The sequence below is a fragment of the Algoriphagus ornithinivorans genome (assembly GCF_900115305.1).
GTDB lineage: Bacteria > Bacteroidota > Bacteroidia > Cytophagales > Cyclobacteriaceae > Algoriphagus > Algoriphagus ornithinivorans.
In genome coordinates, this window is the sequence record NZ_FOVW01000009.1 from 137,608 (window position 1) to 162,156 (window position 24,549).

At 38.4% G+C, this 24,549-nt stretch carries 18 protein-coding genes, 1 tRNA gene and 1 rRNA gene; 15 read left to right on the forward strand and 5 right to left on the reverse strand.

The genetic code is table 11. From position 1 onward, the window contains the following. The first annotated feature begins 139 nt into the window (after positions 1 to 139). From BM073_RS14755 to BM073_RS14775, 5 genes are all read left to right on the forward strand, one after another. Complete coding sequence (locus BM073_RS14755) at positions 140 to 1,414, forward strand: hypothetical protein (protein ID WP_091655096.1); 1,275 nt, start codon at positions 140 to 142, stop codon at positions 1,412 to 1,414. Between the two features lie 2 nt (positions 1,415 to 1,416). Continuing rightward, positions 1,417 to 3,423, forward strand: coding sequence for a Kelch repeat-containing protein (locus tag BM073_RS14760; RefSeq protein WP_091655097.1), 2,007 nt, complete (start codon positions 1,417 to 1,419; stop codon positions 3,421 to 3,423). Positions 3,424 to 4,082: 659 nt separating this feature from the next. Next, positions 4,083 to 6,560, forward strand: a complete 2,478-nt coding sequence (gene lon, locus BM073_RS14765; protein WP_091655098.1) for an endopeptidase La — start codon at positions 4,083 to 4,085, stop codon at positions 6,558 to 6,560. Positions 6,561 to 6,637: 77 nt separating this feature from the next. Beyond that, on the forward strand, positions 6,638 to 8,029 hold the full coding sequence (gene hslU / locus BM073_RS14770; protein WP_091655099.1) for an ATP-dependent protease ATPase subunit HslU: 1,392 nt from the start codon (positions 6,638 to 6,640) through the stop codon (positions 8,027 to 8,029). Between the two features lie 191 nt (positions 8,030 to 8,220). Further along, a complete protein-coding gene (locus tag BM073_RS14775; protein ID WP_139217506.1) occupies positions 8,221 to 8,946 on the forward strand; it encodes an SDR family NAD(P)-dependent oxidoreductase in 726 nt (241 codons plus the stop codon). Positions 8,947 to 8,966: 20 nt separating this feature from the next. On the opposite strand, the gene BM073_RS14780 is transcribed toward BM073_RS14775, so the two are convergent. Beyond that, positions 8,967 to 9,464, reverse strand: coding sequence for a SixA phosphatase family protein (locus tag BM073_RS14780; protein ID WP_091655101.1), 498 nt, complete (start codon positions 9,462 to 9,464; stop codon positions 8,967 to 8,969). 89 nt (positions 9,465 to 9,553) lie between these two features. On the opposite strand from BM073_RS14780, the gene BM073_RS14785 reads away from it, so the two are divergent. From BM073_RS14785 to BM073_RS14795, 3 genes are all read left to right on the forward strand, one after another. Further along, positions 9,554 to 9,745, forward strand: a complete 192-nt coding sequence (locus BM073_RS14785) for a cold-shock protein (protein ID WP_024281570.1) — start codon at positions 9,554 to 9,556, stop codon at positions 9,743 to 9,745. Positions 9,746 to 9,969: 224 nt separating this feature from the next. Further along, the gene (locus BM073_RS14790) at positions 9,970 to 10,398 is read left to right on the forward strand and encodes an Hsp20/alpha crystallin family protein (protein WP_091655102.1); all 429 of its coding nucleotides are present in this window, start codon (positions 9,970 to 9,972) and stop codon (positions 10,396 to 10,398) included. Between the two features lie 160 nt (positions 10,399 to 10,558). Beyond that, complete coding sequence (locus tag BM073_RS14795) at positions 10,559 to 12,061, forward strand: S1C family serine protease (RefSeq protein WP_091655103.1); 1,503 nt, start codon at positions 10,559 to 10,561, stop codon at positions 12,059 to 12,061. Between the two features lie 71 nt (positions 12,062 to 12,132). Here BM073_RS14795 and clpX read toward each other — a convergent pair whose 3' ends face one another. The 4 genes from clpX to BM073_RS14815 all read right to left on the reverse strand — a co-directional run bounded on the left by clpX (position 12,133) and on the right by BM073_RS14815 (position 15,610). After that, on the reverse strand, positions 12,133 to 13,359 hold the full coding sequence (gene clpX / locus BM073_RS14800) for an ATP-dependent Clp protease ATP-binding subunit ClpX (RefSeq protein ID WP_091655104.1): 1,227 nt from the start codon (positions 13,357 to 13,359) through the stop codon (positions 12,133 to 12,135). Positions 13,360 to 13,363: 4 nt separating this feature from the next. Further along, complete coding sequence (locus tag BM073_RS14805; protein WP_091655105.1) at positions 13,364 to 14,032, reverse strand: ClpP family protease; 669 nt, start codon at positions 14,030 to 14,032, stop codon at positions 13,364 to 13,366. A gap of 74 nt (positions 14,033 to 14,106) precedes the next feature. Then, on the reverse strand, positions 14,107 to 15,435 hold the full coding sequence (gene tig / locus BM073_RS14810; protein WP_091655106.1) for a trigger factor: 1,329 nt from the start codon (positions 15,433 to 15,435) through the stop codon (positions 14,107 to 14,109). A gap of 93 nt (positions 15,436 to 15,528) precedes the next feature. Next, positions 15,529 to 15,610: transfer RNA gene (locus tag BM073_RS14815), tRNA-Leu, on the reverse strand. A gap of 160 nt (positions 15,611 to 15,770) precedes the next feature. Here BM073_RS14815 and BM073_RS14820 point away from each other — a divergent pair. From BM073_RS14820 to BM073_RS14855, 7 genes are all read left to right on the forward strand, one after another. Then, positions 15,771 to 17,990: a RelA/SpoT family protein gene (locus tag BM073_RS14820; RefSeq protein WP_091655107.1), complete on the forward strand. Its 2,220-nt coding sequence runs from the start codon at positions 15,771 to 15,773 to the stop codon at positions 17,988 to 17,990. 53 nt (positions 17,991 to 18,043) lie between these two features. Then, positions 18,044 to 18,511, forward strand: a complete 468-nt coding sequence (locus tag BM073_RS14825; protein ID WP_091655124.1) for a Fur family transcriptional regulator — start codon at positions 18,044 to 18,046, stop codon at positions 18,509 to 18,511. Between the two features lie 3 nt (positions 18,512 to 18,514). Beyond that, positions 18,515 to 18,856, forward strand: coding sequence for an STAS domain-containing protein (locus BM073_RS14830; RefSeq protein WP_091655108.1), 342 nt, complete (start codon positions 18,515 to 18,517; stop codon positions 18,854 to 18,856). Positions 18,857 to 19,018: 162 nt separating this feature from the next. Then, positions 19,019 to 20,290: an adenylosuccinate synthase gene (locus BM073_RS14835; protein ID WP_091655109.1), complete on the forward strand. Its 1,272-nt coding sequence runs from the start codon at positions 19,019 to 19,021 to the stop codon at positions 20,288 to 20,290. Between the two features lie 87 nt (positions 20,291 to 20,377). Beyond that, the gene (locus BM073_RS14840; protein ID WP_091655110.1) at positions 20,378 to 22,720 is read left to right on the forward strand and encodes a PKD domain-containing protein; all 2,343 of its coding nucleotides are present in this window, start codon (positions 20,378 to 20,380) and stop codon (positions 22,718 to 22,720) included. Next, complete coding sequence (locus BM073_RS14845; protein WP_091655111.1) at positions 22,717 to 23,739, forward strand: PorP/SprF family type IX secretion system membrane protein; 1,023 nt, start codon at positions 22,717 to 22,719, stop codon at positions 23,737 to 23,739. Before BM073_RS14840 ends, BM073_RS14845 begins: the two co-directional genes overlap by 4 nt. Positions 23,740 to 24,303: 564 nt before the next feature. Continuing rightward, a 16S ribosomal RNA gene (locus BM073_RS14855) occupies positions 24,304 to 24,549 on the forward strand; the annotation flags it as partial.

A 24,549-nucleotide genomic window follows, 5' to 3' on the forward strand; every position in this document is an offset into this window, starting at 1 on the left:
TAAAAATTTTTAGAGGCTCAGTAGAGATTTCCAAAGTCGCAGATATTTTAAGTTTTTGATTTTAAAAGATTTTCGATTCAGGTTTTTTTACCCAGGGAAATTAGGACTTTCTTAAACAATTTATGAGTCATCAGTTTATATGCGTTTTCAAATTTACCTAAGGCTTGTAATCCCAGCCTATTTACTAGGGTTGATTCATTTTTCAGCACTGGGTCAGTCAATTACATATGAGGATCTGAAATCTTTCAATTCTAATCAAGAAAAAAACCAAGAATTCATCATACTCAATAACCTGGTGAAGAAAGAGGGAAAAATTATTAGAAACTTTGACTCCAATAAATATGAAGAGATTGTATTTGAAAATGCTGAGGGTTTGAGATCTAGCTTTGATGCCAATCAGATAAAAGGATTTCAACTTTCAAATGGAAGAGTTTTTGAAAGTGTACTAATCCCAGGATCTTCTAAAAGGCAATTTTTACAAAGGCTATTTTCAGGTCAATTAATGAGTCTATATTCTTTCGGAGATAAATACTATGTTTTTAATGGATTAGAAATTTACGAGTTAAGATCAGTTTATGATGAGACTAAGGATATTTCCATTAAAAATCCAAGCAAATATGTGCCTTACTTATATTTATTCTCTACCCTGATGGCTGGGAAGTGTTTTGGTCAAGTATCTCCTATTTTACAGAAAACAAAGCTTACAGAAAACGATTTAGTCATTTTACTGGAAAAATTCCATAAATGTGAGAACTCAGAATACATCACCCACATAGCAAAAATCCCGGCTTTTAAATTAGCGTCCCAAGTAAAATTTGGAGTAAATAGGTCAGGACTAAGGTCAATTCAAAAAGAGGAAGGAAGAAAAGATAGGCTTCAGTTTTTGAGTGGTTACCAAGCTAGCTATAGCTTATTGTTAGAGGAGTTTAGGAGTCTTCCAAGATTCAACTTCCAGATTTCATTTCAAGCAGAAAGGTCCACACAAGAATTAAGGTCGGACTTGGATCATCCAATAGGATTTTTTAAAGGGCAAGAGAAGTTTCAACTTCAGACATTATCAATACCCTTAAGTTTCAATTATGAGGTGTTGAAAAGGCCCAATCAGCAAGTTTACATGGGTATGGGTATCGGTTTTGCTTTTTCTAAATTGACCAGCGATTTTGGGATAATAGAAGTTGATTGGACTAACCAGGATTATCTTTCATTAGTTGAAAAAAGCTTTCTGAATGTGCAAGAAAACAGTGTTTTTTCTCTCACCCAAATTGGATTTAAAAGGAAAGTAAGTCAAAAATTATGGATCCTTTCTGAGCTCCAATTAAGATATCTGCCTAACTATTACTCTTCTACCTTAAACCAATTTGAAAGTACTTACCACAGGCTTGATACGAGTTTACACTTTGGAATCCAGTTTTGATTATGAGAATTATTCATTTTCCCCTCCTCCTCATTGCTTTTATTGTCTTTTCATGTGAAAATGAGAGTCTTTCTCCTCGTATTAATCCCCAATTTGGTATAGCACTTATACAGGAGGTATCCGCCTCAGGGGTACAATTTGGTGCAACTATTTATGAGTTTGGCTCGGAGCCAATCATTGAATATGGTTTCGTTTTCTCTCCTTTAGGAGATCCTAAACTTCACAATGCCGATTTTGTAAGGGGAACAGGTACCCCAGAACGTTATTTTGAGCTTGAGGCAAACAGTAGTTTGGAAAAAGGTCGCACTTATTTCGTAGCGGCCTATCTAAAAACTGAAAATGCTACTCTGTATTCTAAAGAAGTTTCATTTCAAAGTCAAGGCTCAGAGGGTTTTTTAGTAGAATCCGTGGAGTGGCCCTTGTTATTCAAAGGAGTAGAGGAAAGAGTAAGAATAAAGGGAGAAAAATTTAGCTCTATCAAGTCAAATTATTCCGCAGAAATTAACGGAATAAAGATGGATGTAGAACTGATTGACTCCGAAAATTTTGAAATAATTATCCCGGAGGATTTTCATCTCAGGATAGAAGGGCAAAATGTTCCAACTGCGATGAAAGTTAGAATTGCAGGAAAAGAATTTTTTGGGGTATATAATTCTCGATTTGTTGAACCCTCATTTGATCAAGCTGAATTAAAGTCACTTACCTTTACTGATACTTTTCAAATAGAAGGACAAAATCTTTTGTTTGCTCCAATAGAATTAACAGTCGATGGGGTTCCAAGAGATATTATCTCAATTGACTCGGAAAAGTTGACCTTTCAGGCATTCAATGTTTCCAATCCTCCGGCAAATTCAACTAAGAGTCCGGTAATTTCAATGAAAGCCAGAGGGTTATCGTATGAGCTAGGTAAGCTATATACATTAAAGGCTCCAGAGATAGACAATACTTCAGTTCGACTTTCAAAATCTTCGAGGCTGGTTCTAAATGGAAGAAACTTCATCCCATCCGTTGTAAACTTCAATAATTTGATCGATCAATACGGCGAAAAATTTGGCGACTTGATAGGAGCAAGTCCTAACCAAGTCCAGTATGGAATAAGTTTAATTCCCAACAGGAAATTAAATTTAAAAATTAAAAATTTTGACCTGTATTCCAATCCGGTTTCTGTCGAAATTACTGATCCCCTAATTCCATTGAGAAAAGGTCCTAAGGAAATCTCAAATTTTTCCCAAAAGGGGATAGTAATTAGTGATATGGGATATTATATCAATAATACAGGATTGTATGAGTTAGGCTTCGAGTATCCTTTTGCATCTAAAAAGGTTGGAGATGTCCCATTTCCTGAAAATTATTTCTTTGAAAAAATTGACGATAAAATTTTAATCGGTGGAGGCGCCTTCTCCCCGCTTACAATAAGAAAAGAGATTTATTTGTTTGATCCAAAAACGAAACAACTAGAGCAACTTTCAGAGCTTCCAGAAGGTCTTTTAGGATTTAATGTAGTATACAAGGTTGATAATAAGTTATTTTTTGAAAGAGGGGTTCGATTTGAAGGGAGTGGCCAAAGGACTACCCAAGAAAATTGGGTCTTAGATCTAAGCTCGAGTTCATGGACGAGACTATCCGATTCAAGCTGGGGTTTGAATTCAATTGTTAGGTATTTCAATCACAAAAATCAGCTTTACAGTCTTCTTCCTGATGTTCAAAGAGGAATAATTACGTTGGGTAAGAAAAATTTTGTCACGCAAGAATGGGAAATTGTGAGGGAGAATATTGGATTAAGAAGTGGGGCTTTTATTCATCAGCCAGTTCAAATAGGTGATTTTTCTTATTTCATTGATGAAGGAGGAATTGATAGATTGGATTTAAGATCAGGAGAGGTGGATTATTTTCAGGTTAATACTGGAAACCGGCTTAATTCATCTTCCTCCTTTAATCTGGATGAAAAGGCATTTCTAGGAGTTGATTTTTACTTGTATGAATTTGATCCAGCCTATTTGAATAAGTAATAACAAGATTATCCTCAATCATGGAAATAGTGCTATCTTCTTTGCTAAGCTTAATAGGCGCTTCGAATTTGCTTAGAGCATGCATCCGAAGAATTCTGTAACAGGAAAAGTGGGAATACGGGAGATTCTGGATTCTGAACCTTTGCGCTAATAATCGAAGACTGGGTTGGTACCTATCAGGTCCTCGTCTTTTTTTAGGTATCAGAATGAACTTCGCTCCTTTGGAAGTATTATTTTAAAATCAATTACCTATTTAGGCTCATTAGATGGAGCGACAATTTAGAACCCACTCTCTCGAAAAGTTTCAATACCCTACCTACAGACAGCAAGGTAGTAGTAATCGGTGAAAGACTTTATTTTGCACAAAATAATCGATTGGTCGAATTTAACATGACTGATTTGGTTGAAAAAAAAGAAAAATACATTCAAGGGCTGTTAGGTCAGTCTTTGTTTCTGAGAGCGGATAAATTATTTTTCACAGGCGAAGGGGACTGACCGTTCTTATATAGGAATGATGTTGAGTTTATAAACTAAGCACTGACAATCTGACCCCTTCATTCTTTGGCACAGGCATTGAACTTTAAGCGAGTACCTTCGTACATTGGAGGTCTAACTTAAACCAAGTCAAAAAACGACAGTTTAACTGTCAAAATGTCTATATGAGTCAATTCGAAAATTCCTTATTTGATAATCTTATGGTAGGTGAATATGCAGGAGAGGGAGATCTGATCCAATTAATCACCGATGAAGAAGATGATCAAAATGGAAAAGAAATATTAAAGGAAGAAATTCCAATTTTATCTGTTAGAAATACGGTACTTTTTCCTGGCGTGGTCATTCCAATTACTGTTGGAAGACAGCGATCCATCAAACTGGTAAAAAAAGCCCAAAAGGGTGATAAGATGATTGGGGTCTGTGCTCAGATCAATCCTAATAATGATGATCCAGCTTGGGAGGATATTTACCAAGTAGGGACATTGGCCAAAATCATCAAGATGATTGTCCTTCCTGATGGAAATACCACGATTATAATTCAAGGTAAAAAGCGATTTAAAATCAGAGAGCAGGTTACTGATGATCCTTACTTTATCGCTAAAGTGGATTTCCTTGATGAAAACTTCCCAAAAAGCTCCAAGAAAATTCAAGCTCTGGAAGAGTCCCTGAAAGACGCAGCTACCAGAATTCTTCATCTGAATCCAGAAATCCCGAGAGAGGCTCAAGTAGCTTTGGATAATATTGACAATACTCCATTTCTTACTCATTTCCTTTCGTCCAATATCAATGCTCCAGTCGAATCCAAGCAGCGATTATTGGAGATCAATGATGGGGTAGAAAGAGCTACTTTGCTTTTGGAATTCATGATGAAGGATATCCAAATGTTGGAACTGAAATCAGAAATCCAAAAGAAGGTACATACTGATATCGACCAGCAGCAAAGAGACTATTTTTTGCGTCAGCAAATGAAAGTGCTCCAAACTGAACTGGGAGAAGAAGGTCCTGAGAAAGAGGTAGAAGATTTGCGAGCTAGAGGATCCAAGAAAAACTGGCCTGCGGAAGTTGCTAAGCATTTTGAAAAAGAACTGGATAAGATTCTAAGAATTAATCCTTCTGCTGCAGAATACCCAATTGCACTCAACTATGCAGAAACCATGGTGGAATTGCCATGGAATGAGTTTACTCAGGATAATTTTGATTTGAAGCATGCCAAAGAAATTTTGGATGCGGATCACTTTGGTCTTGAGAAAGTCAAGGAAAGAATTATCGAATACTTGGCTGTTTTAAAGTTAAAAAATGATCTCAAAGGCCCCATCCTATGTCTTTACGGACCTCCTGGGGTAGGGAAAACCTCTTTGGGAAAATCCATTGCCGCAGCCTTGGGAAGAAAGTATATCCGGATGTCATTGGGTGGTTTGCATGATGAGGCTGAGATCCGAGGCCACAGAAAGACTTATGTAGGCGCAATGCCAGGTAAGATTATCCAAAACATGAAGAAGGTGAAAATTTCCAACCCTGTTTTCGTTTTGGATGAGATTGACAAGCTTTCATCTGACTTTAGAGGAGATCCAAGTTCAGCTTTCTTGGAGGTATTGGACCCTGAGCAAAACTTCGCCTTCCTTGACAATTATTTGGAAGTGGAATATGACTTGAGCAAGGTTCTGTTTATCGCCACTGCCAACTCATTGGACACCATTCAGCCTGCATTGAGAGATAGAATGGAAATCATTGAAGTAACTGGATATACTCAGGAAGAGAAAGTAGAAATAGCCAAAAGACACTTGGTTCCAAAGCAAAGAAAAGAGCATGGACTTAAAGCCAATCAAATTCGTTTTGACAAAAGTGCTTTGGTGAAGATTATCGAGGATTATACCCGGGAATCAGGGGTTCGTAATCTGGAAAGAGCCATAGGTAAGGTTGTTAGAAATATTGCCAAGTCCATTGCGATGGAAGAGGAGTACGAACCTAAAATCAATGCCGAGGCCGTTCGTAAAATTTTAGGTTCTGAGATGTTTGATAAGGAAACTTATCAAGATAATTCCGTGGCAGGTGTAGTGACTGGTTTGGCTTGGACCAGTGTAGGTGGTGAAATTCTCTTCATTGAATCCAGCTTGAGTAGAGGAAAAGGGAAATTAACCTTATCTGGCCAGTTGGGAGATGTGATGAAGGAATCTGCTATGACTGCTTTATCTTATTTGAAATCTCAGGCAGAGCATTTGGAGATTGATCACAGAGTATTTGATCAATATGATTTGCACATACACGTACCAGCGGGAGCCGTTCCAAAAGATGGACCATCTGCAGGTATCACCATGTTGACTGCAATGGCCTCTGTTTATACCCAAAGAAAAGTGAAGGCGAAAGTAGCCATGACAGGTGAAATCAGTTTGATTGGAAAAGTAATGCCAGTTGGAGGGATCAAAGAGAAAATCTTAGCAGCTAAAAGAGCTGGGATTAAAGAGATTATTCTTTGCAAAAAGAACAAGCGAGATATCGAGGAAATCGACGAGCAGTATATCAAAGGAATAGATTTTCACTTCGTTGATATAGTAAGTGAGGTATTGGACATTGCTTTGCTAAAGTCTAAAGTGGATAAGCCCTTAAGGTTTTCCTTTCAGTCTGATGCTAAAGCTGCTGAATAATTAAGCGGGGAGAAAAAACTCCCCTTTTTAGTTTTCTAAAGAAAACTGATCAAGTTTAAAATTTAAAAAATCACAAGATGGATCAAATTCTTTCTTTAACTCCGAGACAAATCGTCGCTGAGTTAGATAAATATATTATAGGACAAAAGGATGCAAAACGAAATGTAGCCATTGCGCTTCGAAATAGAATTCGAAGAATGATGGTAAAGTCTGACATTCAAAAAGATATTGTTCCAAACAATATTTTGATGATAGGTTCTACTGGTGTAGGTAAGACAGAAATTGCCAGAAGATTGGCAAAAGTTGCTCAAGCTCCTTTTACTAAAGTGGAAGCTTCCAAGTTTACCGAAGTGGGGTATGTCGGTCGTGATGTAGAAAGCATGGTTAGAGATCTGGTGGAGCAGGCCGTTCATTTGGTAAGAGAAGTAAAGAATGAGGCAGTAAAGGCTAAGGCTTCCGAATCAGTGGAAGAAATCATTTTGGATATCCTGATTCCACCCGTTAAAGGTGCAGGTTTTAGAACTGCTCCTGTCATCAATGATCAGGAAGAACCAGGTTCTGATGGAGAGCTCAATGAAAGAACTAGAGAAAGATTCCGTGAAAAACTCAGAAACGGAGATCTAGACGATAGAAAAATAGAAATTAATGTGAAAGCATCTTCCCCGGTAGGAGTAGGAATGATTGGAAACGGAATGATGGATGATGCCAGTATGGCGGGTCTTCAGGACATGATTTCTAACATGATGCCTAAAAAGACCAAAAAGCGAAAGCTTAGCATAGCAGAAGCTAGAAAGGTTTTATTGGAAGAGGAAGTTTCCAAATTGATTGATTTCGATGAGGTAAAGGAGGAAGCTATCAAATTGGCTGAAAACAACGGAATTATTTTCATTGATGAGATCGATAAAATTGCTTCCAAATCAAGCAAGAATGGTGGTGGGCCAGATGTAAGTAGAGAAGGTGTTCAAAGAGACTTATTGCCAATTGTAGAGGGAAGTTCGGTAAACACAAAATATGGAGTAATCAATACAGACCATATTCTATTCATTGCAGCTGGAGCGTTCCACGTGAGTAAACCTTCAGATTTGATTCCTGAACTTCAAGGTAGATTCCCGATTAGAGTGGAATTGAACAGCCTAACCCAAGAAGACTTTTCCAGAATTCTGCGTGAACCCAAAAATGCTTTGACCAAACAATATCAGGCATTATTTGAGGCAGAGCAGGTTTTCCTTGAATTCAACGATGAAGCCATTGAAGAAATAGCACGATTGGCATTTTTGATCAATCAAGAAGTGGAAAATATTGGGGCAAGAAGACTTCACACTGTCATGTCCCATTTACTGAATGACTTCTTGTTTGAGGTTCCGGATACCATAGAAGCTAACTCAAAAATTATGGTTACCAAGGAAATGGTACAGGAGAGATTAAATACTTTGGTGAAAAACCGAGATCTCTCACAATATATTCTGTGATATAGGTTTCTTACCGTTAATTGTAGAAGGGTTTTTATTCAAAACCCTTCTTTTTTTTGATTTAAGGTAAGTTTTCAAAATATTTTAAGATTATAAGTTATTGATATTTAATTGATTACATATTTTTGTTTAAATCATTTTAAAAATTGGGATGATCCTTGTTAGGTAAAAGTGAATCACTTGTTCACCCAATGAGTAAATCACTACTAATTTTAACAGGCCATAGTAAAGGCCTAGGCAGAGCTATACTAGATCATTTTCTGAATAAGGAGGGATTTGATGTTTTGGCAATTTCGAGGACAAAACTTGAAATCGAGGCCTCCAATCTAACCCAAATTTCTTTGGATCTTTCCGAGTTGGAAGTTTTGCAGAAAGAGTTAGACTCTGTCTTTCCCATTGATAACTACGAAGAGTTTATTCTGATCAATAATGCTGGCTGGATAGGCGAAGTCAAGCCTATAGGTAGTTTGCATCCTGCAGAATTACGCACGCAAGTGAATTTGAACCTTTTAGCCCCCATGTTCTTGACCAATTCCTTTATCAAGACTTACAAATTCAATGAGGCTAGAAAACAAGTAATCAATATCAGTTCAGGAGCAGCTAAAAGAGCAGTCTCAGGTTGGGGAGGGTATTGCAGTACCAAAGCTGCTTTGGCTATGTTTACGATGGTCGCAGCCAAAGAGAACAAATCCGATAAATTCCACTTCTACAGTTTAGCTCCTGGAATTGTAGATACTGAGATGCAGGCAGAGATTAGAAATTCTAATGAATCTGATTTTCCGGATATAGAAAAATTCAAAGGATTTAAAGAAAATGGAGATTTAAGCTCTCCTGAAGAAGTAGCAGCAAAAATTGATTTTCTTATTAGCAATCCATCTAAATTTGAGGATGTTATTCAAGATGTGAGAAACTTCTGAAATTTGAGATAAAAAAGGAATTAGGATCTTTTCTTGTTTTTTGGGTAGTCCCAGAAATCTTTTTTTACTGTTTTTGCTTGCATTTCGGCCCAAGAATCTACCAATAAGTTAAAACAGAAAACCCCGGCTGTAGGAAGATTATCTATATATTCTCCCAAATAATCTATAAGGTCATTCAACCCGGGGTTATGACCTACCAAGAAAATGGTTTCTTTTGAATCCTTTTGCATGTGAATATATTTCATCATGACGGAAGGAGAAGCATGATATAGGTTGGGCTCTATTTCAATGATTTCTGGGGAGGCTTCCATTGCTTCCACAATCAGTTTTGCAGTAGCCACCGCCCTTTCAGCGGAGGAGCTTAGGATTAGATCTGGTTTAATCCCTTTCTTTAAGAGCCTCTTTCCCATGATAGGAGCAGCTTTAATTCCTCTTTCCGCCAAGGGTCTATCATGATCGTTTAACCAAGGATTATCCCAAGAAGATTTGGCATGTCGGATCAAAACAATTTTTTTCATATGCTTAAAATAAAAAACGATTATTTTGTTTTTTTTAGACGAATATTTACTTTTAAAGCACTTTCAATTACAATTTATAACAATTTATTATGTTTACCGGAACAGTAAAATTTTACAATGAAGCCAAGGGGTTCGGATTTATCGTGGATGATGAGTCCCAAAGCGATGTCTTCGTACACGCAACCGGATTGGTGGACAAAGTTGCCCAAAATGACAAAGTTACATACGACGTCAAGGATGGCAAAAAAGGACCAAACGCCATCAACGTCAAAAAAGCATAAATGCGTTTTTGAATAATGATGTAAAGGAGCCTCCGTTTTTCGGAGGCTTTTTTGTTTTATCTATTTCGTAAAGCCATTATTATTCTGCTAACATGCTCTTTACCATGTCAATACGTCTGGAAAGTTTGCTTTAATATGGGAAAAATCTGTCAAAGAGGCAGAAAAAATCAAGTGGTACAAGTTTTTCTTATTAGTGGGTGAAAACAACTTAAACCAACAACATCATGAAACTTACAAAATATAATCCGACCAGTACTGAATTTCCAACCACATTCAGTAGCATGTTAGACAGGTTCTTCAATGATAATTTTATCCCAATGAATAAGCAGTTTAATCCCGCTGTGGATATTTCAGAAGATGATAAAAGCTTTGAAATTGAAGTCGCTGTGCCTGGAATGAAAAAATCTGATTTCAATATCGATCTTACCGAAGGAAGATTGACTATTTCAGGAGAGCGAAAAATTGAGGAGAAAAAAGAAGGGAAAAATTATCATAGCATTGAGACTCATTTTGGATCATTTAGCAGATCCTTTTATTTGCCTGAAAATGTATTAAGCGAAAAAATCGAAGCAACATATGTGGATGGAGTCTTAAAGATTTCAATTCCAAAAACAGAAAAAAAGAATTTGAAGTCTGTCATAGAAGTCAAATAATTTGAAGAGCGGGAAAACCCCGCTCTTTATTTTTGAGTTTATTTAAAAGGATGTGAAATGCGGTTAATTCTTGTTAATTTGAGGTTTTAGCCACATCAAAAGGCTTTATTATTGAGCCTTTCATCTTTATAAATTTGTAACAGATATAACACGATAAACTATGAGCAAAAAACAATTCTTTCTTGGGATGCTTTTGGCCTCTTTGATCGGGGGTATTGTAGCATTGGCTGGGGTGAGTTTTTTGATTCAACCTCAAGAAGCTACAAGCTTTGATGAAAAGCAGCAGACCAGTTTTGTTAATTTATTAAACGGTGAAAATTTCACCATTCCCGATGGGATCAATTTTGTGGCATCAGCTGGAATTGTGACCCCGGCTGTGGTCCACGTAAAAAGTACAATTTCTTACGGAGGTACAAGGTCCCAAAGAGATCCAATTCAAGAATTCTTTGGCATTCCTCCAAGGGGTAGACAGGGTGGCCCCGGAATGCAAGCTCCAGTGAGCTCAGGCTCTGGAGTGATTATTTCTGAAGACGGATACATTGTCACTAACAACCATGTGGTCGATGGAGCGAGTCAAATTGATATTTCTTTGGAAAATAATAAGCGTTATGTAGCCAAAGTGATTGGTACAGATCCCACTACGGATTTGGCCCTATTGAAAATTGAGGCTAAGGGACTTCCCTTTGTGAAGTTTGGAGATTCTGATCAAACCAAAATCGGAGAATGGGTACTTGCGGTAGGGAATCCTTTTGACTTGAACTCTACAGTCACAGCGGGAATTATTTCCGCCAAAGCTAGAAATATTGGCATCTTGAGAGATGTGGAAAACAACCTGCAGATTGAATCCTTTATCCAGACAGATGCCGTAGTTAATCCAGGGAACTCAGGAGGGGCTTTGGTAAATTTAGCAGGAGAGCTAATTGGTATTAATACTGCCATTGCATCCAATACAGGAACTTTTGCAGGGTATTCATTTGCCGTTCCAAGTTCTTTGGTGAAAAAGGTTATGGATGACTTGATGCGATACGGGACAGTTCAAAGAGGTCTTTTAGGAGTTAGTATTCAAGATGTTAGCCCTGAATTATCCGACCGATTGAATATAAAATTCCCTGTAGAGCAAGGAGTATATATTGGTGGTGTGAATGAGGGTAGTGGAGGAAAAGAGGCCGGTTTGAAGGCTGGAGATATCATCATTTCAATTGATGGAAGATCGGTGACAAATGTGGCTATGCTTCAGGAAATGGTTGCTAGAAAGCGTCCAGGAGACAAAGTGGAGGTGGAATATATCCGCGATGGCAAGACTTTTAAGACCAATGCGACTTTGAAAAACTTCGAAGGAGATACAAATATTGTCAAAAAGGTAATTCCTAAAACTTATGAGTTTGAAGGCTTGATCTTTGAAAACCTTTCCACTGAACAAAAGGAAAGATTAGGAATATCCGGTGGAGCTTTGATTAATACTGTGGGGGCTCCTAAATGGAGAAGCGCAGGGGCAAGACCTGGATTTATCGTAACATCAATTATTGCCGAAAATGGCCGATATAAAGTAACCGATGCCGAGTCTATTATTTCTACACTCTCCAAATTATCAGGAGAGGAAATTGTTGTCCTCGGTATGTTTAATGACGGTACTGAATACTACTTTGAGGTTGAACTCGAATAGGAATAAAGAAACCTAATCACAAAAAAAGCTCGCTGGATAATTACAGCGAGCTTTTTTAATTTACAAAATGCTTATGCAACTTGAAGTCTCTTGAACTTTGATTTGTCAAATTGAGATTTGGCATATTCTTCATCAATGACCAATTCTTTGATGTCTTCATTAGAAGGAAGTTCATACATAGCATCGGTGATGATTGCTTCACAAATAGAACGAAGTCCTCTTGCACCTAGATTATACTCCACAGCTTTGTCTACAATAAAGTCAAGACCACTTTCTTCAAATACTAGATTTACCCCTTCCATTTCCAAAAGCTTGTGATATTGTTTCACCAATGCATTTTTTGGTTCTGTAAGGATTCTCTTCAGAGCTTCTTTGTGAAGTGGATCTAAATGGGTTAGTACAGGAAGTCTTCCTATCAATTCTGGGATTAAGCCAAAGGCTTTGAGGTCTTGTGCCGTCACATATTGCAAAAGATTTTCTCTGTCCGCCAAGGATACTTCGGAAGCCTTGCTAAAGCCCAATGGCTGAGTGTTGAGACGCTTGGCAATATGTCTGGCAATTCCATCAAACGCACCACCGCAAATGAAGAGAATGTTCTCTGTATTCACGGCGATCATTTTTTGATCTGGATGCTTTCTTCCCCCTTGAGGTGGTACATTGACCACCGTACCTTCCAAAAGCTTGAGCATTGCCTGCTGCACTCCCTCTCCACTGACATCTCTAGTAATAGATGGATTGTCTGATTTTCTGGCGATTTTATCAATCTCATCGATGTAGACAATTCCTCTTTCTGCAGCTTCCACATTATAATCTGCTGCTTGGAGCAGTCGAGTCAGGATGCTTTCTACATCCTCACCTACATATCCAGCTTCAGTCAATACAGTAGCATCAGCAATACAAAAAGGTACCTCTAGAATTCGAGCTAGGGTTTTAGCCAGATAGGTTTTTCCTGTTCCTGTATCTCCAACCATGATGATATTGGATTTTTCAATCTTGATATCATCCTTTTCTACTTTTTGCTGAAGGCGTTTATAGTGATTGTAAACAGCTACAGTTAAAACTTTTTTAGCATCCTCTTGACCAATTACGTATTGATCCAGATAGGAGGTAAGCTCCTTCGGCTTTTTAAGATTAAACTTTGGTTTGGAAGCAGAACTTTTCTTGGTTTTTTCTTCCTCACCAAGAATCATATGTGCTTGCTCGATGCAGAAATTACAGATATGGGCAGAAATACCCGATACCATCAAGTCTACATCTTTTTTGTTTCTACCGCAAAAGGAGCAGGTTACCTGAGCCATTTAATTATTTTTTTACAAGTACTTCATCGATCAAACCGTAGGCTTTAGCTTCAGGAGCTTTCAACCAATAGTCACGATCTGAATCTCTTTCAATTTCTTCGTAGGTTTTTCCTGTATGATTTGCCAGAATTTGGTACAGCTCCTGTCTCATGGAAAGAATTAATTTAAGAGATATTTCCATGTCTTTAGACTGTCCCTGCATTCCTCCAGAAGGCTGGTGAATCATCACTCGGGAATGCTTTAGTGCAGATCTTTTATCCTTCGCACCACCGGCCAGCAAAACTGCACCCATGGAAGCTGCGATTCCGGTACAGATAGTAGCTACATCTGGACCAATGTACTGCATCGTGTCGTAAATGCCTAATCCTGCTGTAACTGAGCCTCCTGGGCTATTGATGTAAAGGAGTACATCTTTTTTGGAATCCACTGATTCCAAAAACAGCAACTGCGCAACAATAATATTGGCAATGTGATCATCTACTCCTGTTCCCAAGAAAATGATTCTGTCCATAATCAATCTTGAAAAGACGTCAATTTCTCTGAAGTTTTGAGGTCTCTCTTCGATCACAGAGCGAGTCATATTCTCGATGTGTTGTGTATACTGGTCAAATGCGGTGCCGCTTACACCTTGATTGTGAATCGCATACTTTCTGAATTCTTCTTTATTGATCATATCTATGTATGTTGTGGTAAACAAAAATAAAAAAAGCCCTTAAATAAGGACTTTTTTATAGAGCTAAAAGCATTTTACTTTTCTAAAAGTTCCTTGAATTGATCAATGCTTATTTCCTTTTCTTTCATGTCTATTTTTTCCTGTACAAATGACAAGACTTTGTCATTCTGCACTGAGGTCAGCATGTTCATATAGTTTTGACCTTCCTCTCCTTTCAGATAGTTGTCTACAAACATATCCATGCTGTCTTCCATTTGAGATCCAAGACCACTCGCTGCGAATTGCTCCCTGATCATCTCTTTGGTTTTAGCAATAACATCTTCGTGCTCCGCCTTAATTTCATTAGCTCTAGCCAACTCATTGGAAACCAAAGACCAAATCAATTGTCTTGCATAGATTGGGAATTCTTTATCAACGTCTTCCTGAGTGACTTTCCCTTCGTTTGCTTTAAGCAACCACTCTTTCAAGAAGTCTTCCGGCAAATCAAGGCTTGCCTTTTCTACCAACACTTTCTTTAATTCTTCCTCGGTGAAAACTTTGGATTCTTTATCGTAATTAGACTGAAGAGTGTCTTTTACTTTAGCCACGAATTCTTCTTCCGACTTAACTTGGTCTGGGCCGAAGATTTTATCAAAAAACTCCTGATCCATTTTCGCCTCTTCAGTTCTGTTGATATTTTTTATAGTGAATGTAAAAGCTCCATTGGCAAATTGCATTTCATCTTCAGAAAAGTCAAAAGCCTCATCCCACTCACCTTTTTTCACGTCTTTAGCGTCAAACTCAACTACTGCATCTTTACCAAGACCGATGAATTTTTTAGCTAATTTTTTACTCAACTTAGAAAGTGGCAAAGAAAGAGTTTTTGTGAAATCTCCTTCAGCAGCTTTCAAGTCTCCATATACATTGTCACCCTCTTCAGAAGTTTCTGGATTGGTGCTGTTTCCATACTGAGATTTTAGGTTCTCTATGGTTTCATTAACCAATTTGTCATCTACCTTGATTGCGTATTTGGTAGCTTTGATTTTCTTATCAAGCGGCAATTCAAAATTCTCGATAAAACCGATTTTGTATTCAAAGTCAAAATCTTTCTGGTTTTTCCAGTCAATTTTCTCCTCAACGTTTTCTACTGGAAGTGGATCACCCAAAACTCTGAAAGTTTGTTCTTTCAGATACTTATTCAAGGAGTCACCCAAAATCCCATTGATTTCTTCCACCAAAACGGAAGTTCCATACATGTTTTTAACCATGGAAATTGGAGCTTTCCCAGGTCTGAAGCCACGAATATTAGCTTTTCTAGCATAATCTTTCAATTTGGCATCTACCTTCGGTTGATAATCTGCTTCTGTTAGCTTAATTTTAATAGAAGCTTGATTTGCTGAGTGCTTGTCTAATGTGATTTCCAAAGCGCTTGTATGTTTATGATGAAGATTAACTAAAAACCCCCAATCTCTTTCCTGTTTGTTGAAACAGTCGAGTGATTGAGGGTTCGGTATGTGTGCGGATGGAGGGACTCGAACCCCCATGCCTCGCGGCGCTAGATCCTAAGTCTAGTGCGTCTACCAATTTCGCCACATCCGCAGTTGAACCAATTCAAATCCGGATATTACATCCCGTTTTCAATTGTGGATGCAAATGTAGGTACTAAAAGATAATTTGCAAATGCTCACCCAAAAAAAAATCTAAAATCATTTCCAAAAATTAAGAGACAGCTTCCATTTTTGTAGTAAATTCCCTCAGTATGATTCAAGTAGATCTCGAAGAAGAGAGAAAAGAAATTTTAAAGCGATATAGAAGAATTCTTCGTCAAGCCAAACCCATCCTGAAGGAAGGGGATGCAAAGCTCATTAAAAGAGCTTTCAATGTATCCCTGGAGGCTCATAAGGATATGAGGAGGAAGTCGGGGGAACCCTATATCTATCATCCATTAGAAGTAGCATTGATCTGTGTGGAAGAAATCGGATTGGGCACCACTTCAATTGTATCTGCCTTATTGCATGATGTGGTAGAAGATACTGATTGGGAGTTAGAAGATATAGACCGGGAGTTTGGACATAAAGTCATGACCATCATAGATGGCTTGACTAAAATCTCTGGAGTATTTGAATATGGAAGCTCTCAGCAAGCTGAGAATTTCAGGAAAATGCTCCTGACCCTTTCAGATGATGTGCGAGTGATTTTGATCAAAATTGCAGATCGTCTGAACAATATGCGGACCTTGGCTAGCATGCCTAGGCATAAGCAATTGAAAATCGCTTCAGAAACAATGTATCTGTACGCCCCACTTGCACACCGATTGGGACTTTATGCGATTAAGTCTGAATTAGAGGACCTTTATCTGAAATATACCGATACAGAGACCTATAAGGACATTGTGAATAAGATCAATGAGTCAAAGTCCTACAGAAATAGGTTCATCAGGTCTTTCATTCAGCCAATCGAGGAAGAGTTGAATCGCCAAGGCTTCTCATTCAGCATTAAGGGCAGACCCAAATCTGTTTTTTCTATCTATAATAAGATGAAAAAGCAGGGGATACCTTTTGAAGAGGTTTATGACTTGTTTGCGGTGCGTATCATTTTGGATAGTGAATTGGAAAGTGAAAAGGCTGATTGCTGGCAGGTATATTCCATTGTTACTGATTTTTACAGGCCTAACCCTGATCGACTTCGAGATTGGATCAGTACTCCTAGATCCAATGGCTACGAGTCCCTTCACACTACTGTAATGAGTAATACAGGGCAGTGGGTGGAAGTACAGATTAGGACTTCCAGAATGGATGAAATTGCTGAAAGAGGATATGCTGCACACTGGAAATACAAGGAGAAAGACAGTAGCGGTAAGGGAAGTTCCGGATTGGATGATTGGATCACCCAGGTTAGGAGCATGCTCGAATCCAATGATGGAAACGCTATTGAATTCATGGATGATTTCCGCGGAAATTTATTTCATGAGGAGGTTTTCGTCTTTACTCCTAAGGGAGACTTGAAAGTGTTGCCTTTCGGTTCAACAGCTTTGGACTTTGCTTTTGAAATCCACACTGAAGTAGGAGCCAGATGTATTGGTGCCAAAGTGAATCAGAAGTTGGTGCCGATCAATCACAAGCTAAAAAATGGAGATCAAGTAGAAATTCTCACCTCTAATAAGCAAAAGCCGACAGAAGATTGGTTGAATAACGTAATGACCTCTCGCGCTAAGGCCAAAATCAAAGATGCGCTGAGAGAGGAGAAGAAATCTGCCATTTTGGATGGAAAAGAGATCATTCAAAGAAAGCTTAAGCAGATGAAGATGGATTTCAATTCAGAGACTGTAGAAAAGTTACGGGCCTTTTTTGAATTGAAAACAGCGAATGAATTTTATTATAGAGTTGGGAAAGGAATAATTGACCCTACCACCATCAAGTCTTTCAAAGATTTCAAAGAAAACCAAAAACTGAAGCATAAGGCGATTCAGGAAAAGGTGAAAGATGAAAGTACTTTCACCAAAGAAATCAAAAGCTTGAAAGGACCTGATCACGATCAGTTGCTGATCGGGGAGGATATGGATGTAGTGGATTATATCCTTGCTAAATGTTGTAATCCTATCCCAGGCGATGATGTTTTTGGATTTGTGACTGTCAATGAAGGAATTAAAATCCATAGAACTTCCTGCCCCAATGCCTTGGAACTCCTTTCCAATCATGGAAATCGAGTGATCAAAGCCCGTTGGACCAGTCAAAAGGAAATTGCGTTTTTAGCAGGTTTACACATTGTCGGCACAGACCGTGTTGGCTTGATCAATGATGTTACTAAGGTGATATCCAATGAATTAAAAGTAAATATGCGGTCAATTACAGTGGATTCAGATGCCGGGATTTTCGAAGGAACAATCAAGCTCTATGTCCACAGCACAGAGCATTTGGATAAATTGATGAAAAATTTGAGTCAGGTAGAGGGAATCATCAAGGTTTCACGCTTTGATTGAACAAATGAATCTTTTCTCCCTATCAAAAGTTATATTTGGAAAAAAAGAAGCCAATGTCTTTGAATACAACTCATTTCGAAGAAGTAAAGAAAATATTTACAGCCTATCTCGAAAATCAAAAGCTCAGGAAGACTCCTGAGCGATATGCGATTTTAGAAGAAATTTATAGCCGAAGCGGGCATTTTGATGTGGAGTCTCTTTACATCAGTATGAAAAATAAGAATTACCGCGTCAGCCGAGCTACTGTTTATAATACCCTGGATCTTTTGGTGGAATGTGACCTAGTGACCAAACATCAATTCGGAAAGAATCTTGCACAGTTTGAAAAATCCTATGGGTACAAGCAACACGACCATTTGATCTGTGTGGACTGTAATCAGGTAATGGAATTTTGTGATCCCCGTATTCAAAATATTCAAAATACCGTAGGGGAGATTTTGGATTTCAAAGTAATGCATCACTCTCTGATTTTGTATGGGAACTGTACCAAGGAAAAATGTGAAAATAGACCCACTAATTAAAAAATGAAATTAACCTATAGAAGCACTCAGGACGAAAAAGCGCATTATTTATACATCCAAGGGGATTTGATTGGGGATGAAGTTGGGCCTAAGCTAGTGGAAGTGGTTTCCGATGCGATTGAAGAGGGTACGAAAAATTTTGTTATTGATCTGAGCGAAGTGAGATATATCAGTTCCTCGGGGATTGGCCTTCTTATTACCATGTTGACCAAAATGCGAAATGTGGGAGGAGAAGTTTATCTAACCTCCCCTTCAGATCATGTTAAAAAGTTGCTGATCATTACCAAATTGAATAACATATTCACTGTTTTTGATTCCGTAGAGGAGTTTCAAAAGAAAAATTAATAGAAATTGAATGCGATATAAAGTCAACCTGTTCACGGGCGGGTTGACTTTTTCTTTTTGGTTCAGGTAATTATTTATCCTAATTCACTTGGTTTTCTTTACTCGAATCGCAAATTTCGCCCTTCAAAAAGACTTTGATTAACCGTTTAGACCGCACATCAAATGAAGATGGATGTACTTCTGGGTCTCCAGTGGGGAGATGAAGGAAAAGGAAAAATTGTAGATGTTTTAGCTCCTGAATATGAAATCGTAGCCCGCTTTCAGGGAGGCCCCAATGCAGGACATACATTGGAGTTTGATGGCATCAAGCATGTTTTACACCAAATTCCTTCAGGAATTTTTAGATCTCAGATTCTTAACATAATTGGAAATGGTGTGGTGCTGGATCCGGTAGTTTTGAAAAAAGAGATAGATGGATTGGGTAAGTTTTCCATCGATTACATGAAAAACTTGGTGATTTCAAAGAAAGCCACCATCATCGTTCCAACCCATAAATTATTGGATGCTGCTTACGAGCAATCCAAAGGAGATAAGAAAATTGGATCTACACTCAAAGGAATTGGTCCAACTTACCAAGATAAAATTGGTAGAACTGCTCTTCGGGTAGGAGATATTCTAAGCCCTGAGTTCAAGGAGAAATATAATACGCTTTTAGAAAAGCATAAGACCACTTTGTCTTTTTATGACTTTCCTTTGGATCAATTGGCTGAAATGGAAAAGCAATTCTTTGACGCGGTTGAATTTTTCAAGACACTCAATCTAATCGATAGTGAGTACGTGGTCAATGAAGCTTTATCAGCCAATAAAAGAATCTTAGCCGAGGGTGCTCAAGGTTCATTACTGGATGTAGACTTTGGCTCTTATCCATTTGTGACTAGCTCTAGTACCATGACCGCAGGAGCGTGTACAGGTTTGGGAGTTGCTCCATCCAAAATTGGAGATGTGTTTGGAATTTTCAAAGCTTATTGCACCCGTGTAGGGAGTGGACCATTCCCAACTGAGTTGTTTGATCAGACTGGGGAGGACATGAGAAAAGAAGGTAATGAATTTGGAAGTACGACCGGGCGTCCGAGAAGATGTGGTTGGTTGGATTTACCGGCTTTGAGATATAGTATCATGATCAATGGAGTTACCCAATTGTTTATGATGAAAGCAGACGTATTGAATATTTTCGAAGAGATCAAAGTTTGTACCCAGTATGAACTTCCAAACGGAGAAAAGATCGATCGTTTGAGCTTTGAAATCACCGATACTGAAGTTAAGCCAGTTTATAAGACCATGAAAGGCTGGAATTGCTCTTTGGAAGACGTAAGGTCTTATGAAGATTTCCCTCAAGAATTGAAAGACTATGTATCTTATCTTGAAAAAGAGCTCCATGTCCCAATCAAATTGGTTTCGGTGGGGCCGGATAGAGTCCAAACCATTATGAGATAAAAATTTTAGCCTCGGATTTTAACCATTCGAGGCTTTTTTCTTTTTGTGCTGAGATCATTTCGTATTTTTAGCAAAATGTGTGGGAGAATGAATTTTAAATTTTTTGCAATCGGTCTGTTAATCTTTTTGAATTTCTTGGTAGGAGTTAAAGCTCAGACAGGATTTCCGTATTGTGAAAGTTTTCAAACGCCAGGCACTCAATCTAAGACCATATTTGGGGGAAATGCTTCTTTGACAGGCGGGGTCCTGCGACTAACGAGTAATTTGAATGATCAGGTAGGTTATGTTTACATTGATGTACCATTTCCATCCATTTACGGGATTAAGGCAGAATTTGAGTACTTTAGTTATGGAGGAACAGGCCAGTTTCTGGCTGATGGTTTGACCATTTTTTTATTTGATGGAGATACACAGAATTTTTCACCAGGCGGATTTGGAGGCTCTTTAGGTTATGCTCCTAGAAATAATGAGTCTGGATTGAGTAATGCCTACATAGGAATTGGCTTTGATGAGTTTGGGAATTTCGGCAACAGTGGAGAGGGAAGGATTGGCAGGTTTTCTAATATTCAGCCTGAAGAAAGAGTGCCAGATGCTATTGTAGTAAGGGGACCAGGAAATGGATTTCAGGGTTATCAGTTTATAGTAGGAAGAAAAACCAATACAACAGGGAATAATAACGATGGACTCAATCCAGGAGCACAATTCCCAATTAGCTCTGGTGGTTCAGGGACTACTAGAGTGACAGATCCTAATCAGCCTGGCTATAGAAAGGTGTTTTTAGAATTAGAACCCAATCCTAATGGAGTAGGTTTTTTTCTCACCTTGAGAATGATGGTTACTACTCAGCCCAATCAACCGAGAATGGTGACCATATTTGATAGGCCTTATGATTTTCCTGCACCGAAAAATCTTAAAATCGGATTTGCAGCTTCTACCGGAGGCTTTACCAATTTTCATGAAATCAGAAATCTTCAAGTTGAAGTGTCTAATGACGATGCTTTGGAAAATCCCATCGGAATAGATTTCGAAGATGTTGCTACTTGTGAGGGACAGGAAAATCAGTTTTTTATTTTGGATCAGGATGTGGTTTTACCTAATGCTGACTCAGAGATTCGCTGTTTGCAATTTTACAGGACAAGGGAGGAAATTCAGGCACAGGCAGACGATATCTGTACTCAGGCAAGATGTTTGGAACAAAACAGATATTTGGTTCTGCCGGAAGGAATTCTGGAAGCAGGAGAAAAAGGAGCCTACACATTTTTCCCAAATGAAGGCTTTGCCGGTCAAGAGGTGACCGTTTTTTATACTATTGGGGATAATTATGGAAAAGCTTCTGAAGGGAATAAAATTACCTTAAGGATACAAGAGTCTCCAGAGCCAGTAAGTTTGGAGGTCATCGGTAAAGAAGTTGTGGAAGGAAGTATCAATAGCTGCCCTGGAGAATCATTGACTTTTGTAGCGAGTGGGAATGAAGATTATACTAGGTACGAATGGTACCTAGATGGGGAATTGATAGTAAATGAAACCTCTGACCAGCTCATTATAAGTGAAGAGGGCATGGTAGAGGTTTGGGCTTACAATAGAAATAATTGTCCGGCTAAATCGGATCCGATTGAGGTGGTATACCCAGAGTATCCGGAATTAATTTTTGATGAATTGGTTGTGGGATGTGTGCCCGGTGAGCCAGTAAATATTTTTGAAGGTTTATCCTCATATGATCCAGAGTCATTTGATTATTTATTGACAGGGAATGGTTTGGAATTGGAAAACGAAGAGATTTTAACTTTAAATCAAAGTGGCACTTACGAAGTCTTTGTGAAGCCTAAAGAATTTGATTGTTATTCTGGTTCCAATCAAGTGGAGGTATTCATTCAGGAGGAAGAACTATTAATTGGTTACGACTTTGTTGTTCAGGGTACAGATATTCGGGGGGATGCAGAAGGTGGTATTTTTCCTGATGATCCTATCCAGTTCACAGATATGTCAGATACAAGAACTATCCGCTGGTCTTGGGATTTCGGCGATGGGGAAACCTCTCAAAATAGAGACCCTGTGCATGTTTTCGGAAAGAAAGGTGAGTTTGAGGTTACTTTAACCTTGACTGATAGGTTTGGCTGTCAAAAAAGCTTGACTAAGGTTATTTCTATTACCAAAAGTTACCGGGTGATGTTTCCGACCGGATTCACTCCGGGTTTAGAGGAAAATAAAACTTACACTCCCAAATACAAGGGGCTGGTCAGTGCAGAACTTTTGATTTTTAATTTGTGGGGGGATTTGATTTTCCAGAGCAATGAATTGAATGGTGCAGGATGGGATGGAACCATCGAGGGGAAATTAGTGGATGCCGGTACATATATCTATCGATTCAATGGTTTTTCTACAGAAGGAGAGCAAGTAAAAGAGAGTGGAAAATTTAAGCTGATCAGATGAGTAAATTTTCGATTTTCGCGGTTTTGTTTTTTCTTGTTTGTTTCTTCTCAAAAGGGCAAGATGTTCAATATTCGCAATTTTATGCCAACCCGTTTTATTTAAATCCAGCTTTTGCCGGCAGTACTGACGAAAGTAGAGTAGGTTTTAATTTTAGAAATCAATGGCCAGCATTAGATCAGAGTTTTTTAGCATCTACAGCCTATGGAGATCATTACTTTGAAAATTTGAATAGTGGGGTAGGTGTTATTATTACAGGGGCAAAAGAGTCCTTTACTCAAAGTCAATGGTATGAAGTGGGTTTGCTTTATAGTTACCGCTTGAAATTATCAGAGAGTACACTCTTTCAGATTGGCTTTCAAGGTAGTTTCACTGGAAGAGATGTATATTTTGATAGAGTCATTTTAGGTACGCAGCTCGATATCAACAGAGGAGTGATTATTGGACAGCCGGGAGATGGATTTGAGGGGGAAAGCAAGCTTCGTTCATTTGATGCCCATACTGGCTTTTTATTTTATGGGAAAAAGTTTTGGATGGGAGGTTCAGCCTTTCATTTATTGGAACCCTCGATTAGTTTTCTTTCAGAAAGTGAAAACACTTTACCTATGAGGTTTGGGGTTCATGGAGGATATAGGTTTGAATTGGCTCCTGGCTATATCAATGAGTATCTGAATAATTATGATCAGGAACGATCTATGGCCATTGCTTTTAATTATAGACAGCAGGGATTGTATAATCAACTGGATATTGGTGCTGAATTTTTCTTTGAGCCATTAATCCTTGGTTTGTGGTACCGAGGTCTTCCAACTAAGTACCAGTTGCCAAATAGTGAGTCTTTAATTGCCTTGGTAGGGATATCCTTGGATTCAGGGATTGAGTTGGGTTACTCTTTTGACTTTTCAGTTTCAAAACTAGGACAATCTGTTTCTGGGGGAGCTCATGAACTTTCATTTAGATATGTATTCACTTCTAATAAAAGGAGGAAAAATAGCTATCCGGCCCTGCCAAGTTTCAGGTTTTAAGCCTTTTTAGCTGAGATTCAGAATATTATACTGATAATTAATACAATTATCTTTTTAATCATTTAATTCTTCGTGGAAATTGACTTTTCAATTCAAAAAATTTTGAAAATTTTTCTGATTCAGAATCAAGAGATTAGATCTGATCTAGCAGTTTTTCTATAGAATCTATTGTATCCTGAAATAATCCCCCGATATTTGCACTCCCAATCGACGCAAACGGCGCGGGGAAAATTGAAAGGCGGAGTGAAAGGAAGTTGCCAGACACTGAGGGGTGTTTGGATCTGGGAAAGCGGGAAGAAAAAGAAAAAACATTTTTTTCAGATTCTTTTTGCAAACGGAAAAACTTCTACTACCTTTGCACTCCTGTTCGGAAGGAACGGGAAAAACAAAAATAAAAAAACGGGGAAAACGAGGCTGTGAGGCGGTTTTTCTGACAGTGTTGCCGAATGCGGTGACGCAAGTTCTTTGAAGTGATGTAAGGCGAAAAAATAATAACCTGAGAAAGAAAGACAGGGAGGCTGGTATATATGCTTTATATATCAGTTGTGTATAGTTAGATAATTTACAATGGAGAGTTTGATCCTGGCTCAGGATGAACGCTAGCGGCAGGCCTAATACATGCAAGTCGAACGGTAGACATCTTTCGGGATGTTGAGAGTGGCGCACGGGTGCGTAACACGTATGCAACCTACCTTTTACAGGGGGATAGCCCGGAGAAATTCGGATTAATACCCCATGGCACTATTGATTGGCATCATGAGATAGTTAAAGATTTATCGGTAAGAGATGGGCATGCGTCTGATTAGCTAG